This is a genomic window from Clostridium mucosae (genome assembly GCF_024622765.1).
Lineage (GTDB): Bacteria > Bacillota > Clostridia > Clostridiales > Clostridiaceae > Clostridium.
Genome location: NZ_JANKAF010000002.1, coordinates 66,640 through 81,727, shown reverse-complemented (window position 1 = coordinate 81,727; position 15,088 = coordinate 66,640). Strand labels below are relative to the sequence as shown.

13 protein-coding genes are annotated in these 15,088 nt (G+C 28.7%); 10 read left to right on the top strand and 3 right to left on the bottom strand.

Annotation, left to right across the window (positions count from 1 at the left end):
• Nucleotides 1-7: 7 nt before the first annotated feature.
• A complete protein-coding gene (locus NSA50_RS03665; RefSeq protein WP_257443069.1) occupies nt 8-781 on the top strand; it encodes a flagellar hook-basal body complex protein in 774 nt (257 codons plus the stop codon).
• 214 nt (nt 782-995) lie between these two features.
• On the opposite strand, the gene NSA50_RS03660 is transcribed toward NSA50_RS03665, so the two are convergent.
• Entirely contained in the window at nt 996-2,636 is a 1,641-nt protein-coding gene (locus tag NSA50_RS03660; RefSeq protein WP_257443067.1) for a putative manganese-dependent inorganic diphosphatase, read from the bottom strand.
• Between the two features lie 227 nt (nt 2,637-2,863).
• Between NSA50_RS03660 and NSA50_RS03655 the strand changes: the two genes are divergently transcribed.
• The 8 genes from NSA50_RS03655 (at nt 2,864) to NSA50_RS03620 (ending at nt 13,537) form a co-directional block, all read left to right on the top strand.
• On the top strand, nt 2,864-5,413 hold the full coding sequence (locus tag NSA50_RS03655) for a calcium-translocating P-type ATPase, SERCA-type (protein ID WP_195264277.1): 2,550 nt from the start codon (nt 2,864-2,866) through the stop codon (nt 5,411-5,413).
• 251 nt (nt 5,414-5,664) lie between these two features.
• The gene (gene thrC, locus NSA50_RS03650) at nt 5,665-7,128 is read left to right on the top strand and encodes a threonine synthase (protein ID WP_257443064.1); all 1,464 of its coding nucleotides are present in this window, start codon (nt 5,665-5,667) and stop codon (nt 7,126-7,128) included.
• Complete coding sequence (thrB, locus tag NSA50_RS03645) at nt 7,125-8,048, top strand: homoserine kinase (protein ID WP_195264279.1); 924 nt, start codon at nt 7,125-7,127, stop codon at nt 8,046-8,048. The genes thrC and thrB overlap by 4 nt, the downstream gene beginning before the upstream one ends.
• A complete protein-coding gene (locus tag NSA50_RS03640; protein ID WP_195264280.1) occupies nt 8,020-8,457 on the top strand; it encodes an ACT domain-containing protein in 438 nt (145 codons plus the stop codon). Before thrB ends, NSA50_RS03640 begins: the two co-directional genes overlap by 29 nt.
• Before the next feature lie 556 nt (nt 8,458-9,013).
• Nucleotides 9,014-10,159 (top strand): cysteine desulfurase family protein, encoded by a 1,146-nt coding sequence (locus tag NSA50_RS03635; RefSeq protein ID WP_195264281.1) that lies wholly within the window; start codon nt 9,014-9,016, stop codon nt 10,157-10,159.
• Nucleotides 10,156-11,310, top strand: coding sequence for a tRNA uracil 4-sulfurtransferase ThiI (gene thiI / locus NSA50_RS03630; RefSeq protein WP_195264282.1), 1,155 nt, complete (start codon nt 10,156-10,158; stop codon nt 11,308-11,310). Before NSA50_RS03635 ends, thiI begins: the two co-directional genes overlap by 4 nt.
• A gap of 28 nt (nt 11,311-11,338) precedes the next feature.
• On the top strand, nt 11,339-12,787 hold the full coding sequence (locus NSA50_RS03625; protein ID WP_257443060.1) for an ABC transporter permease subunit: 1,449 nt from the start codon (nt 11,339-11,341) through the stop codon (nt 12,785-12,787).
• 12 nt (nt 12,788-12,799) lie between these two features.
• A complete protein-coding gene (locus tag NSA50_RS03620; protein ID WP_257443058.1) occupies nt 12,800-13,537 on the top strand; it encodes an amino acid ABC transporter ATP-binding protein in 738 nt (245 codons plus the stop codon).
• A 38-nt stretch (nt 13,538-13,575) separates the two neighbouring features.
• Here NSA50_RS03620 and NSA50_RS03615 read toward each other — a convergent pair whose 3' ends face one another.
• Nucleotides 13,576-13,992, bottom strand: coding sequence for a hypothetical protein (locus NSA50_RS03615; RefSeq protein ID WP_008678112.1), 417 nt, complete (start codon nt 13,990-13,992; stop codon nt 13,576-13,578).
• A gap of 106 nt (nt 13,993-14,098) precedes the next feature.
• Nucleotides 14,099-14,620: a ferritin-like domain-containing protein gene (locus NSA50_RS03610; protein WP_257443055.1), complete on the bottom strand. Its 522-nt coding sequence runs from the start codon at nt 14,618-14,620 to the stop codon at nt 14,099-14,101.
• A gap of 165 nt (nt 14,621-14,785) precedes the next feature.
• Between NSA50_RS03610 and NSA50_RS03605 the strand changes: the two genes are divergently transcribed.
• Complete coding sequence (locus NSA50_RS03605; protein WP_195264285.1) at nt 14,786-15,061, top strand: hypothetical protein; 276 nt, start codon at nt 14,786-14,788, stop codon at nt 15,059-15,061.
• Nucleotides 15,062-15,088 lie beyond the last annotated feature (27 nt).

The window sequence follows — 15,088 nt, the reverse complement described above, 5'->3', positions numbered from 1 at the left end:
AGAATGTATGTTAAGAGCATTATGGACTGGTAGAACAGGAATGAATGCAAATCAGGATAAGTTAGATGCAATTTCAAATAATATAGCAAATTCAACTACTATGGGCTATAAGAAAATAGATGTTGGTTTTAAGGATTTACTTACAGAGTCCTTAGATAGAAAAGGAATTCCACTTAATGATAAGGAGTCTGTAATTGGGACTGGTACAAGAACTTCAGAATGGTTTAGAGACAACTCACAGGGGATGCTTCAAGAAACTTTAAGAAGTACTGATTTATCAATAGATGGATTAGGATATTTTAAAATTATTTCTGATAATGGTCAAGAATCATATACAAGAGATGGAGCTTTAGCTATTGATTCTAGAGGTAGGCTTGTAGATAATAGAGGAAATAAATTAGAGTTAAATTACTTAGATGGATACTCAGAAGATAATGTTGTGTTTAATAAAGATAACTTTTTAGTAGATAAAAAAGGCCAAGTGTATATAAAAGATAAAGGAAACTTTATACAAGTTGCTGAAATTCCAGTATATACAGCTGTAGGAGATAGAGCTTTCTTATCAATAGGAGATAATTTATTTACTCCATCACCAGGAGTAGAAGTCCAAAGAACAACAAATTTTGATATATATCAAGGTTCATTAGAAGGATCAAATGTTGATATTGCAACTGAATTTTCAGAGATGATAGTAACACAAAGAGCCTTCGAACTTAGCTCAAGAGGAGTAAAAACTGCAGACGAAATGTGGGGAATGATTAACAACATGAGAGCTAGGTAGAAATGGGAAGAATTAAAGAGTGAAATAGTGAAAGAATTAAGGAAATAATTAAAGAGTGAAATAATTATTGTTATAATTCAGATAAGCTGAATTATTGAATAAAATAAAGGCTGAGATTTTCTCAGCCTTTTTAATTCTATTTAGAAGTTCCAGTGGAATTTCATCCATAACTTTTTCTTTTTTCATTCTTTCATTAATAATTTAGCTAGCTAAATTATAGTGATGATACTGCAGCAGTTATTGGTGGAACTACTTGTTTCTTTCTTGAAAGTACTCCATCTAAGAATGCAGTATTGTCTTTTAGTGTAACGTTGAATGCTTTTTCTACTATTTCTGGTCTATCTCCAGCAACTAGTATTTGAGATCCTTCGTTTAGTATGTCTGTAAGTAATAACATTACCATATCTAGGTTAGCTTCTTTTGCTTTAGTGTTCATATAAGCTAACATTTCATCCTTAAGTGGCATAAATCCTTCAATATCCATTGTATTTACTTGAGCTATACCAACTCTTGTATCTTCAATTCCAAAAGGCTTGAAATCTTGGTTAAAGATTTGTTCTACTGTTTTTCCTTTTAATGAAGTTCCAGCCTTGAACATTTCTTTAGCAAATTCTTCTACATTTATTCCAGCTATTTCTGCTAATTTTAAGCAAATGCTCTTGTCTTGTGGAGTACAAGTTGGACTTCTAAATAATAGTGTATCTGAAATTATTGCGCCACATAAAAGTCCAGCAGCTTGCTTGGAAGGTCTTATTCCATTTTCAAAGAAGCATTTACCAACTATAGTAGAAGTACTTCCAATTGGTTCACTTCTAAAGTATAGTGGACCGCTTGTTTGAATATCAGCTACTCTGTGGTGATCTATTATTTCTAAAATTTCTGCATCTTCAAGTCCATCAACAGATTGACTTCTTTCATTATGGTCAACTTGAATGATTTTCTTTTTAAAGTTAGAAATTAAATGATATCTTGATACAGTACCAAGTACTTTACCATTTTCTGAAATAACAGGATAACTTCTGTATCTTGTATCTATCATAACTTTTTTTACGTCTTCTACTAAGTCATCAGTTGAGAATGTTACTAATTTTTCTTTAATCATAACATATCCAACAGGAATACTTTGAACTATAAGTCTTGAAGCTGTAAATGAATCATGAGGTGTACTTATAATACTTACGTTATGTTGTTTAGCTTTTTCTACTATTGCATCAGTTGGTGCATGAGAACCTGTTATTATTAGTAAAGATATATCAAGATCAAGTAAAGCATCTTGAACTTCTTCTCTATCTCCAACTATTGCTATATCTCCAGCTTCTATATGATCTTTCATACTTTCTGGTTTCATTGCTGAAACAACAATCTTTCCAGGGAAAGTTTTTCTTTCATAATTTACAAATATTTCTTTTGCAGATAATGTATCAACAATATTTTCAAAAGTAGTATTACTCTTAGCTAAAATTTTATTATCCCATATATCCATATAACATGAAGTTAAGTTAGATACAGCTAGAACTCCAAGTAAATGATCATTTTCGTCAGCGACTGGAAGAGTTTTTATATTTTTATCCTTCATTATCTTCCATGCAGTTTTTAATGAAATTTCAGGAGATACTGGAGTTATTCTATCAAACTCTAAATCTTCTATTTTTAATTTTACAGTTTTTAATAATTGAGGAGCTTCAACTCCGAAATAATCAAGAATATATTGAGTTTCTTGACTAACATTTCCTAATCTTACTGGTATTGCAGGCAGATTGCCTGTCTTATTTTTATATTCAGCATATGAAAAAGCTGCACATATTGAATCTGAATCTGGATTCTTATGTCCAGTTACATAAATTACATCTTTCAAATTTTTACCCTCCTTAGTTAATTACATATATACCTATTCTATATTTATATTTTAAATTTGTAAAGCTATCTATTTAAAGTATGTGTAGAAATTTGTACAATTAAACTCGATAATTAATAATTATAAAAATGAAAAATTATTAGATTAACATAGTAATAATTAAAAAAAATCATATCTTTGATTTTACTAAATATAATATATAGAAACTATTATAAGGAGGACAACCGGTGATACAAGAACGAGAAATGTCTAGGGGTCTATCTACAAAGGAAGCTGAGAAAAGACAAAGCACTTATGGGTTAAATGAATTGTCACACAAGAAAAAAACATCACCTGTAGTAATATTTTTATCTCAATTTAATGATTTTATTGTTTGGGTATTAATAGCTGCTACTGTAATATCTGGATTAATGGGAGATACTGCAGATGCTATAACGATACTTATTATAGTTGTTGTAAATGCAATAATGGGATTTGTTCAAGAATATAGAACAGAAAAGTCCTTAGAAGCATTAAAGGAATTAGCAGCACCAACTTGTAAAGTTATTAGAGATGGGGTATTGAAAGTATTAAATTCAATAGAAGTTACTATAGGAGATTTAGTAATCTTAGAAGCTGGAGATAGAATTCCAGCTGATGGTACATTTATTGAAGCATCGGGGATGATGATTGATGAATCTCTTTTAACTGGAGAATCAGTTGGAGTATCTAAAGATTCAAAAAGAGGAAAAAACCAAGGATTTATGGGAACAACAGTATTAAAAGGAAGAGGAATTTTACTTGTTGATGGTATTGGAATGAATACAGAAATGGGGAAAATAGCAAATCTTTTAGATAATATTGAAGAAGAAAAATCTCCATTAAGAGAGAGATTAGATTCACTAGGTAAAATATTAGTAGTACTATGCTTAACTATTTGTGCAGTTGTAACAGTACTTGGAATACTTAGAGGTAATGAAATAACAGAAATGTTCTTACTTGGAGTTTCATTAGCTGTTGCGGCAATTCCAGAAGGACTAGCAGCTATTGTAACAGTTGCACTAGCATTAGGCGTATCTAGAATGTTAAAGAAAAATGCTTTGGTAAGAAAATTGCCAGCAGTAGAAACACTAGGTTGTACTTCTGTTATATGCTCAGATAAAACTGGAACATTAACTCAAAATAAGATGACAGTAAAAGAGATATATATGAATGGTAAAATTCATGATTTAGATAAAGAAGAGTTAACTAACCATTCGACTATGATGAAAGCCTTAGTTTACTGTAATGATTGTAATTATGATTTTAATGTTAAAAACATAGAAAAGGCTTTACATGGGGACCCAACTGAAACGGCATTAATAAAAGCTTTCTTTAAAGATGTGAATTTGCTTAAAGCTTTTGTTTCTAATGCAAAAAGAATTTATGATATTCCATTTGATTCTTCAAGAAAGATGATGAGCGTTATAGTTAGAGAAGGAACAAAGGAAGTTTGTTATATGAAGGGAGCTCCAGAAAGAGTTATTGAAAGGTGTACCCACATATTAGAAAATGGAACTATTAAGCCTTTAACAGCTCAAAAGAAAAAGCAAGTTGCATCATATATAGAAGCTATGTCAAATAGAGCTTTAAGATGTATAGCTGCTGCATATAAAGAAACTGGATTAGTAAAAAATGAAGGTTTAGAAAAAGATTTGATATTCTTAGGCGTTGCAGGAAGCATTGATCCACCAAGAGTTGAAGTTAGGGATGCAGTTCTTAAATGTAAACTTGCAGGTATACAACCTGTAATGATAACAGGAGATCACAAAAATACTGCACTTGCAATAGCAAAGTCAATAAATATTTGCAACACAGATGATCAAGCTATGACTGGTGAAGAAATAGAAAAGACTAGTGATGAAGAACTTATGAAAAAAGTTAAAAATGTAAGAGTATTTGCAAGGGTATCTCCACATCATAAGCTTAGAATAGTAAAAGCCTTTAAAAAGCAAAACAATATAGTTGCAATGACTGGAGATGGTGTTAATGATGCTCCAGCAATAAAGGAAGCAGATATAGGTATTGCTATGGGGATATCTGGAACTGATGTAACTAAAGAAGCTGCTTCAATGGTATTAATGGATGATAATTTTGCAACTATAGTATCTGCTGTGGAAGAAGGAAGAATAATATATGATAATATAAGAAAGTTTATAAGATATTTATTATCTTGTAATCTAGGTGAAGTATTAACCATGTTCTTAGCATCAATATTTTATTTACCGAATCCACTTACTCCAATACAAATTTTATTTGTTAATTTAGCAACAGATGGTTTACCAGCAATTGCTCTTGGTGTGGATCCTGCTGATAAAGATATAATGATGCAACAGCCTAGAGAAAAGAATGAAGGTATTTTTGCAAGAGGCTTATGGTCAAAAATTGTTGTGAGAGGATGTCTAATTGGTATTTGTACTTTACTTTCATTTATGACAGGAAGATTGTATGGAATGGACTTAGCTACATGTAGAACACTTGCATTAATAACACTTGTTATGTCACAATTGCTACATGTTTTTGAATGTAGATCAGAAAGACATTCTATTTTTGAAATTAAGGTATTTAGTAATCCGTATTTAGTTGGAGCTGTAACTGTCTCAATGCTTATGGTATGTGCAATACTATATGTACCATTTTTAGCAAGTATATTTAATACCGTTCCATTAAAGCTTGGACAATGGGCTATAGTTTTATTCTACTCAGGAATAATTTTCTTAATAAATAGTGTGTATTTATTTATAAGATCAAAAAAATAGTAAATATATATGATTTCAATTTGTTATTTTGATAAAATAATTAAATTGGCTATTTAGTAATATACTGTATTGATTATATAGTATATTGATTAAAGCATATATAAATATGAATTAAAATATAGGGGTAATTTATAACTCCTATATTTTATTGCAAAAAAATATATGTTTACAAATTAGAAACACTTGTATTCCAATAAAGAACATGGTAATATATTGGTAAAGGATGGTAAACCGAAGCTTGGGGTGATTTTATGAGGTTTATTAGTACTAGAGGAGGAGAAGTTAATATATCTTCTTCAAAGGCAATTATAAATGGAATTTCTAGTGATGGTGGATTATATGTTCCAGAAGAATTTCCTAATTTATATGAAAAAATAAAAAATAAAAAAAATCTTAAATATGAAGAAATTTCTTTTGAAGTCATTAAAGAATTTTTTACAGACTTTACTTATGAAGAAATTAAATTTGCAGTAAATAAATCATATGAAGATCGATTTAAAGTAGTAGAGGAAAATGGATTTTTAGAATTATATCACGGACCAACATCTGCATTTAAGGATGCAGCGTTGTTGTTTCTTCCTCAAATAATGAAATTAGCAAAAGAAAAAGAAAATATAAATGATGAAATTATTATTTTGGCAGCTACTTCAGGTGATACGGGAAAAGCAGCATTAGAAGGATTTAGTGATGTAGAAGGTTTTAAAGTACTTGTGTATTATCCGAAAGATGGGGTAAGTTCAGTACAAAAAATGCAAATGCTAACTCAAAAAGGTAGAAATGTAAAAGTTGTTGGAATTAAAGGGAATTTTGATGAAGCTCAAAGAGGCGTAAAGGAAATATTTGGGGATGAAGAATTTAAAGAAAAGATGTTAAGCAAGGGTATTAGGATTTCTTCTGCAAACTCAATTAATATTGGAAGGTTAATTCCACAAATAGTGTATTACTATTATGGATACTTTCAATTAGTAAATAAGCAAAAAATAAAATTAGGGGATAAGATAAATGTTGCAGTTCCAACGGGAAATTTCGGGAATATATTAGCTGCATATTATGCAAAGGAAATGGGGCTTCCTATTGCAAAGTTCATATGTGCATCTAATGAAAATAAAATCTTATCTGATTTCTTTAATGAAGGAATATATGATAGAAGAAGAGAGCTTATATTAACAGAATCTCCATCTATGGATATATTAGTTTCATCAAACTTAGAAAGACTCTTATTCGAAGCTAGTGGACGAGACGCGAATGAAATAAAAACGTTAATGGAAGAATTAAAGAATAAGGGTGTATATAGTATTGGTAAGGAAAGTAAGGAGTTTTTAAAAGACTTTTATGGAAATCATGCGAGTATAAAAGAAGTATATAAAGCAATAAAGAATTTATATGAAAAAGAGGGCTATTTAATTGATACTCATACAGCTGTAGCTTATGTAGTTTTAAATAAGTATATTAAATCTACGGGAGATACAACACCATATTTGATTGCTTCAACAGCAAGTCCATATAAATTTCCAAGAAGCATAACAAATGCTTTAGAAATAGATACTAATAAGGATAACGATTTTGAAGTAATAAAAAGGCTAAATGAATATTGTGGAATAAATCTTCCTACTAATTTAAGAGATTTGGATAAGAAAGAGGTTCTTCATAATAATATTTGTAGCACTGAAAATATGAGACAAGTTCTTGAGGAATTTGTAGGAGAAAATATATGATAAGGGTTAGAGTACCAGCAACATCTGCAAATATAGGACCAGGATTTGATTCTTTGGGAATAGCTTTTAACTTATATAATGAGTATGAGTTTTCTGAATGTGAAGAAGGAATTAATTTTGATGGATTCAAAAATGAGTTTTGCAATGAAGAAAATATAGTATATAAGGCTATGAATACATGTTTCGAGAAATATGATTTTAAACCTAAAGGATTAAATATAAAATTAATTAAAGAGGATATACCTATTTCAAGGGGACTAGGGTCAAGCTCTAGCTGTATTGTTGCAGGATTATTAGGCGCTAATTATATTATGAAAAATAAATTAAGTATAGAAGAACTTTTTAAAATAGGAGTTGATATTGAGGGACATCCTGATAACATAGCTCCAGCATTTTTTGGTGGTATGGTTGTATCTGTTATGGAAGAAAAAGATGTTATTTACAATAAAATAGATATAAAAGAAGGAATTAGTTTTATAGCATTAATTCCGAAATTTGAATTATCAACTGCAATGGCTAGGAAGGTTTTACCTGTAGAAGTTAAAATTAGTGATGCTATATATAATATTAGCAGAGTATCATTAATGATTTCTAGTTTTGTAAGTGGAAAATATGAATTATTAAAATATTGTTGCAAAGATGCAATTCATGAAAAATATAGAATTCCATTGATAAAAGATTATAATTTAGTTTATAATAAATGTATATCACTAGGTGCATTGGGATGCTTTTTAAGTGGTGCAGGGCCAACAATTATGTCTATAATAAAAAGTAATGATACTAAGATGTTTTCAGATATAAAAGATTTCTTGAAAAATGAGAATATTAATTGGGATATTAAGGAGCTTTATATAGATAATAATGGGGCTACTATATTTGAAGGTGATACTAATGAAGGGGAATTTTCTAGTAGTAGATAAAAGAGTTTTGCCAGAGGTTTATGAAAAGGTAGTGGATGCAAAGAGATTGTTAAAAGAAGGAAAAGTTAAAGATGTTACTGAGGCAGCTAAAACGATTAATATTAGTAGAAGTGTTTATTATAAATATAAAGAGGCTGTTTTTGAACTTGCCGAAACTGAGCAGGGACAAAAGGTAACAATCAACATGATGATAAAAGATAATAAAGGTGTACTTTCTGGTATTTTAAATTATATTTCTGAAGAAGGAGGAAATATAATAACAATAAATCAAGGAATACCTATGAATAAAAGTGCAAACTTGAGTTTAACAATTGATATATCATCACTTAGTGGGGACTTAAAAACTTTACTTGAAGATTTGTCAAAATTAAATGATGTTGAAAAGGTAGAGTTTGTAGCTATGGAATAATTTTAATTAAGTTTAAAGCTTCTTTATTGAAGTTTTGATATCTTGCAAAGGGCTGTTGTAATGTGTTTATTTTATACAATTACAAAGCCTTTTTTTAATGATTTAAATTTATGAGTTCAATATGTAATATTTATAAATATTATATATACAATGTATTATATAGTAGTTTATTAGGAGCATAAGTCTTGTTAGAGATATTTTTATCAATTTCCATGGTACTTTTAACAACAACAGTAATACTTATTATAGAGTATAAAAAGATGAAAAGTAATAATAAGTAAAATAAAAGATTATCTCTAAGATATAGTAATATTTTACGAGATAGTCTTTTTACTTGTTTTTATAAGTTAGTGATAAAAATTAAACCTTTATTTATTTTGGGAAATTTGATATAGTAATTTTAAACATGAAGAAAAGATAGGAAACTTTAGTTTATAATGTATTTATAATAAAGTTTATATTTCTTTGCGTAAAAAATAAGGGGATGCTTAAGTTTCATATTGTGAATTTAAGAAATAATAAAAGATAATAATATTATTATAAGGAGGGATAAAGTTTGGAAATTTATTTTGACAACAGTTCAACAACAAAACCATATAAAGAGGTTATAGATGAAGTAGTAAATGCAATGGAGGAATATTTCGGAAACCCATCATCTCTCCATAAGATAGGTATGAAATCTGAAAAGAAGCTTGTTGAAGCAAGAGAATTTTTAGGGAAGAGTATAAACGCATCAAAAGATGAAATTTATTTTACATCAGGTGGAAGTGAAGCAAATAATCTAATAATAAAAGGGTTAGTAAAGCCTGGGCATCATGTTATTACAACTATTTTTGAGCATCATTCAGTTTTAATGACATATAAAGAACTTGAAAAGAATGGAGTTAAAGTTACATATTTAGATGTAGATAAAGATGGAAAGATATCTCTAGAAGATTTAAAGAATGCCATATGCAAGGACACAGTATTAGTTTCTATAATGCATGTTAATAATGAAATGGGAGCAATACAAGATATAAAGAGCATAGGAGAGATTATTAAAGAAAGAAGTTCTAGGGCAAGGTTTCACGTTGATGCAGTTCAATCTTATGGAAAGTTAGACATAGATGTAAAGAAAATGAATATAGACATGCTATCAGTGGCTGCTCATAAAATCCATGGTCCAAAGGGAATTGGATTTTGTTACATTAAAAAAGGAATAGTATTAAATTCATTAATAAATGGTGGAAGTCAAGAAGGTGGCTTTAGAGGAGGCACTCAAAATGTACCAGCTATAGTTGGTTTACATAAGGCAGCAGAAATTACTTTTAGTAATACAAAAGAAAACTTTAAATATGTAAGTGAATTAAAGGAATATATGATAAAAAGGCTAGAAGAAATAGATAATATACGAATAAATAGTCCTTTAAGTGAAGGTTTTACACCATATATATTAAATGTTTCTTTTATTGGAGTAAGAGCTGAAGTGTTACTTCATTTAATGGAAGATAAAGATATTTTTGTAGCAACTGGATCTGCTTGTACATCAAAAACTAGCGCAGCATCTGGAAGCTATGTAATAAAGGCTTTAGGATTAAATAATAAAGAAATAGAAAGTGCCATAAGATTTTCATTTTCAAGGTTTAATACTAAAGATGAAGTAGACAAAGTTATAGAAGTTTTAAAAAGTTCATTAACATTTTTAAGGAGAGTAAGAAAATGAATAAATTAATATTAGTAAAATATGCATCAGAGATTTTTTTAAAGGGCTTAAATAGAAATAAATTTGAAAAAAAATTAAGGGATAATATAAAGAAAAAGTTAAAAGGAATTGAATATACATTAATATCTGATCAAGGTAGATATTTTATTAAGGCGGATAATATAGAAGAAGCTACTGAAAGAGTAAGAAAAGTTTTTGGTGTTGCTGAGGTTTGTATAGTAACAGAAGTTCCAAGAGATATGGAAGCTATTAAAGAAGAGGCATTAAGAAAGGTTAAGGAAGCTAATCCTAAAAACTTTAAAATTGAAACTAATAGAGCAAATAAGGCATTCCCAAAAAATTCATTAGAAACATCTAAAGAAGTTGGGGCTTATGTAGTTTATCATATGAATGGATTAGAAGTTAAAGTTAAAAATCCAGAGTGTCTAGTAAATGTAGAAATCAGAGAAAATGCATATATATATACAACTAAAGATAAAATAAAAGGTGTAGGTGGCTTACCATATGGTATTAATGGTAGTACTATGCTTATGTTATCAGGTGGTATAGATTCTCCAGTTGCTGGATATTTAATGGCTAAAAGAGGTGTAGAATTACATTGTGTATATTATCATAGCCATCCATATACATCAGAAAGAGCTAAAGATAAGGTAAAAGATTTAGCTAAAATATTAGCTACATATACAGAAAGAGTAAACCTGCATATAGTACCATTTACAGAAATACAAATGGCAATAATAAATGGTTGTAGAGAAGATGAATTAACAATAATAATGAGAAGATTTATGATGAGAGTTGCATGTAGTTTATCAGAGAAATACGGTATTCAATCAGTATCATCAGGGGAAAGTATTGGGCAAGTAGCAAGCCAAACTATGGAAGGATTAATGGTAAGTAATGATTGCGCTGATAGACCAGTATTTAGACCATTAATAGCTATGGATAAAACAGATATAATGGATATAGCAAGAGAAATTGGAACATATGAAACATCAATATTACCATATGAAGATTGTTGTACTATATTTGTTCCAAAGCATCCTAAAACAAAACCAAGAGTAGATTTAATAAGAAAATCAGAAGAAGTTTTAAATATTGACGAATTAGTAAATAAAGCTATTGAAGAGACAGAACTTGTAGTATTTAACTAATATAGCTTTTTGAACAGAAGATAAGGAAGTGAAGATAAGGGTGAAGAGAAAAGTATCTTTAGTTATAAGTGTATTACTATCAATATTAGTTATGGTAGGATGCACTAATAATAAAGAAACATTAAATAGTGAGAAAAAATTAGTTGTTGCAATGTCTGGAACTTATTATCCTTTTACATTTTTAAATGGTGATAAGATAGAAGGATTTGATGTTGATGTATGGAGAGAAATAGGTAACAGATTAGGGTATAATATAGATTTTACAACGGCATCTTTTAGTGGTCTGTTTGGACTATTAGATACTAATAAGGCTAATACTATTTCAAATCAAATTACTGTTACAGAAGAGAGACAAGAGAAATATTTATTTAGTGATCCATATGTTTATAGTGGAGCGCAAATAATTGTACAAGAAGGAAATCCAAAATCAATTAATAGTTTTGAAGATTTAAAAGGAAAAAAAGTAGGAGTTGATCTTGGTAGTAACTACGAGCAAATAATAAGAGATAAAGATGTAAACAATGAAGTTTCTGTTGTAACATATCAAAATACAGATGCTGCCTTTACAGATTTATTACTTGGTAGAATTGATGGAGTAGTTATAGATAAGATTTCTGCAATAGTAACAATAAATGAAAAGAATTTAGATTTAGAGTTAGCAGGTGAGCCAATAGAACCTGTTGAAAATGCATTCCCATTTATAAAGAATTCAGAAAATGAAACACTAGTAGCAGAAGTAAATAAAGCTTTAAATGATATGAAAGAAGATGGAACCTTTACTGAAATATCTAATAAATGGCTAAAAACAGATGTAACTGGTTCAAATGTTAACTATATTAAATCATTATTAATAAGTATATTAAGTGGTTTAAAAACTACGTTAAGTTTGTCAATAATATCTATGATAATTGCTTTAGTAATTGGAGTTATAGTAGCTCTAATTAGAATTAATAATATAAAGATATTAAAGCAATTAGTAGAAGTTTATATATCATTTTTAAGAGGAACTCCACTTCTAGTTCAATTATTTTTACTTTACTTTGGATTGCCTCAAATAATACCATCATTAAAAGGTATTACGGCTTATACAGCAGCTGTAATAGGATTGGCTTTAAATGCATCAGCTTATATTGCAGAATCTTTAAGAGGTGCATTTGATGCTATAGATAATGGACAAATGGAAGCGGCTTTATCAGTAGGGATGACTAAGATGCAAGGAATGAAGCGTATAGTTATGCCGCAAATGTTTAGAGTTGCAGTACCTTCCCTTGGAAATGTATTTGTAGATAATATCAAAGGATCTTCTTTAGCATTTACATTAGGAGTAACAGAAGCTCTAGCTAGGGCACAAATGAGTGCAGCAGCAAGCTATAGATTTTTTGAAAGTTATATAGCTGTTGCAATAGTTTATTGGGTAACAATTAGTGTTTATAATGTTATACAAAAATCGATAGAAAAGAAGCTATCTGTTTACTAAGAGGTGACAAAGATGATTAAGATAAGGAATTTAAAAAAGAAATTTGGAAATGATGAAATTCTAAAAGGAATAAATTTAGAACTCAAAAAAGGTGAAGTAGTAGTAATAATTGGACCATCAGGGGCTGGAAAATCAACCTTTTTAAGATGTTTAAACTATTTAGAAATACCTACTTCAGGAGAAATTCAAATTGCAGATTTAAAGGTAGAAACTGATAAAGTTTCTAAAAGGGATATTCATAATTTAAGATCTAAATCAGCGATGGTTTTTCAAAATTATAATTTATTTAATAATAAAACTGTTATTGAAAATGTAACAGAAGCATTAATTGTAGTTAAAAGAATGGATAAAGAAGAGGCAAATAATATAGCAGCTAAAGCATTAAAAAAAGTTGGATTATTAGAAAAAAAAGATGTTTATCCAAAAACTTTATCTGGAGGACAAAAACAAAGAGTAAGTATAGCAAGAGCAATAGCTATAAATCCAGAGGTAATATTATTTGATGAACCAACTTCCGCTTTAGATCCAGAACTAGTTTCAGAGGTTTTAGGAGTAATTAAAGATTTGGCAAAAGAAAATATGACTATGATAATAGTAACTCATGAAATGAGATTTGCAAAGGATGTTGGAGATAGAATAGTATTTATGGAAAATGGGGTTGTAGTAGAAGAGGGAGCTCCAGAAGACATATTTACAAAACCTAAAAAAGATAGAACTAGGGAATTTTTAAGACTAATAGAAGAAAAATAAAAAAATAAAAACAGCCTAAAATTTTTAGGCTGTTTTTATTATCTTGCTCTCATTCTTGTTGCTTGTTGTCTTGCTTTTTTAATTTGATTGTGATCAAATGGATGTAAGTCTTTTTTAGTAGTCAAATTAGCTATATTTGAAATAGTAATAACTTCTGAATCAGCCTTACCTTTTTCACCTTCAATTCCCATAACGATTACTTTATGACCTTGTTTAACATCAATAAAAGTTGGCTTTTTAAACCATTTTCTAGCCTTATATTGAGTTTTAACTACACCTTTGCCCATATCTGGTTTTATTAAAATATGAGCTGTTAACTTTCTTATTATACCTAGTATGTTTTTTTCTTCAATTTTTACAGATAAAACGGTACCAGCAGTACTAGTCATTCTATCACCGTATTTTTCCATATATGCATCTGTAAAGTATTTACTCATTTTATCTTTGAAACCCATAATTAAAACTCCTTTATATTAAGAAATATTGTCATAATCAAATAATTATAATAACAAGGTCATTATAACATAATTCTATTATTAATTAAATAAAAAATTAAATTAATTATTTACTCATTTCTATTTCATATAAATTAGTTAAAATTTTTATATGGAGCTCTTCATCTAGTATTATTCTATTAAGGATTGCAATTATGTTTTCATCATTAATTGAGTTAGCAGTTTTTCTATATAGCTTTATAGTTTCTTCTTCATTTTTTATATCCTCTAAAAGCATATCTTTTATTGAATCAGAAGTACATATAAATTTAGAATTCCAGTTTAATTTTTTATCTTTTTTATTTATAGAAAAGTCTGGATTTTCACCTAGAGCCACAATGAGTTCTCCTAAAATTTCTAAATGATGCATTTCAACTTCTGCTATCTTTTTTAATATATTTCCTATTATATTATTAGCAATTAGTCCTTGATAAGTATATTGAGTTACTGCAGTTAATTCAGAGATATTTCCAGCATAGCTTCTTTTTATTAAGTTAGCATAATTGGAATTTTTCTCAGAAATCTCTATTTTAGGATAAGGTAATCCTAATGAGCAATTTTCATGTAAGTCTCTAAAGTCATTTTTCATAATAGCTCCTTTAAATTATTTTTTATTATAGTATACGAAAAGAAGTTGTATGGTGATATCAAAAGAGCTTAGATAGTAAAGTTTCTTATGTAGATTATTAATTGAAACATATATATAATAAAAATAATAGTATTATTTTAACGAACAATATGAAGGAGGATAAACATGAATATAATATTTAATGAAAGTACAAAGGAAGCATTATTAAGTGAAATAGAAAAAAGCAGCTATAATCATATAAGAGTAAAGGTAGTAGCAGTTGGATGTGGAAAGCCAGCTTATGATTTGTATGCAGATTTTATGTCAGACGAAGATTTCGAAGTAATTATAAATGAAGTGAAATTTACTATAGCTAAAAGAGATGAAAGGTTATGTAATGATATTGAAATAAAATATGATAAAGAAATTTATAATAAAGGGTTTTATGTGAGAAGTTTATAAGTTTTTATATAATATTAAACTAAGATT

Coding starts and splice junctions, on each gene's coding strand:
- NSA50_RS03615 (WP_008678112.1), bottom strand. CDS start 13,992: ATGGGTTTCAAAGATAAAATGAGTAAATACTTTACAGATGCATATATG.
- NSA50_RS03610 (WP_257443055.1), bottom strand. CDS start 14,620: ATGAAAAATGACTTTAGAGACTTACATGAAAATTGCTCATTAGGATTA.
- thrC (WP_257443064.1), top strand. CDS start 5,665: ATGAGGTTTATTAGTACTAGAGGAGGAGAAGTTAATATATCTTCTTCA.
- NSA50_RS03665 (WP_257443069.1), top strand. CDS start 8: ATGTTAAGAGCATTATGGACTGGTAGAACAGGAATGAATGCAAATCAG.
- NSA50_RS03620 (WP_257443058.1), top strand. CDS start 12,800: ATGATTAAGATAAGGAATTTAAAAAAGAAATTTGGAAATGATGAAATT.
- NSA50_RS03640 (WP_195264280.1), top strand. CDS start 8,020: ATGAAGGGGAATTTTCTAGTAGTAGATAAAAGAGTTTTGCCAGAGGTT.
- thrB (WP_195264279.1), top strand. CDS start 7,125: ATGATAAGGGTTAGAGTACCAGCAACATCTGCAAATATAGGACCAGGA.
- NSA50_RS03605 (WP_195264285.1), top strand. CDS start 14,786: ATGAATATAATATTTAATGAAAGTACAAAGGAAGCATTATTAAGTGAA.
- thiI (WP_195264282.1), top strand. CDS start 10,156: ATGAATAAATTAATATTAGTAAAATATGCATCAGAGATTTTTTTAAAG.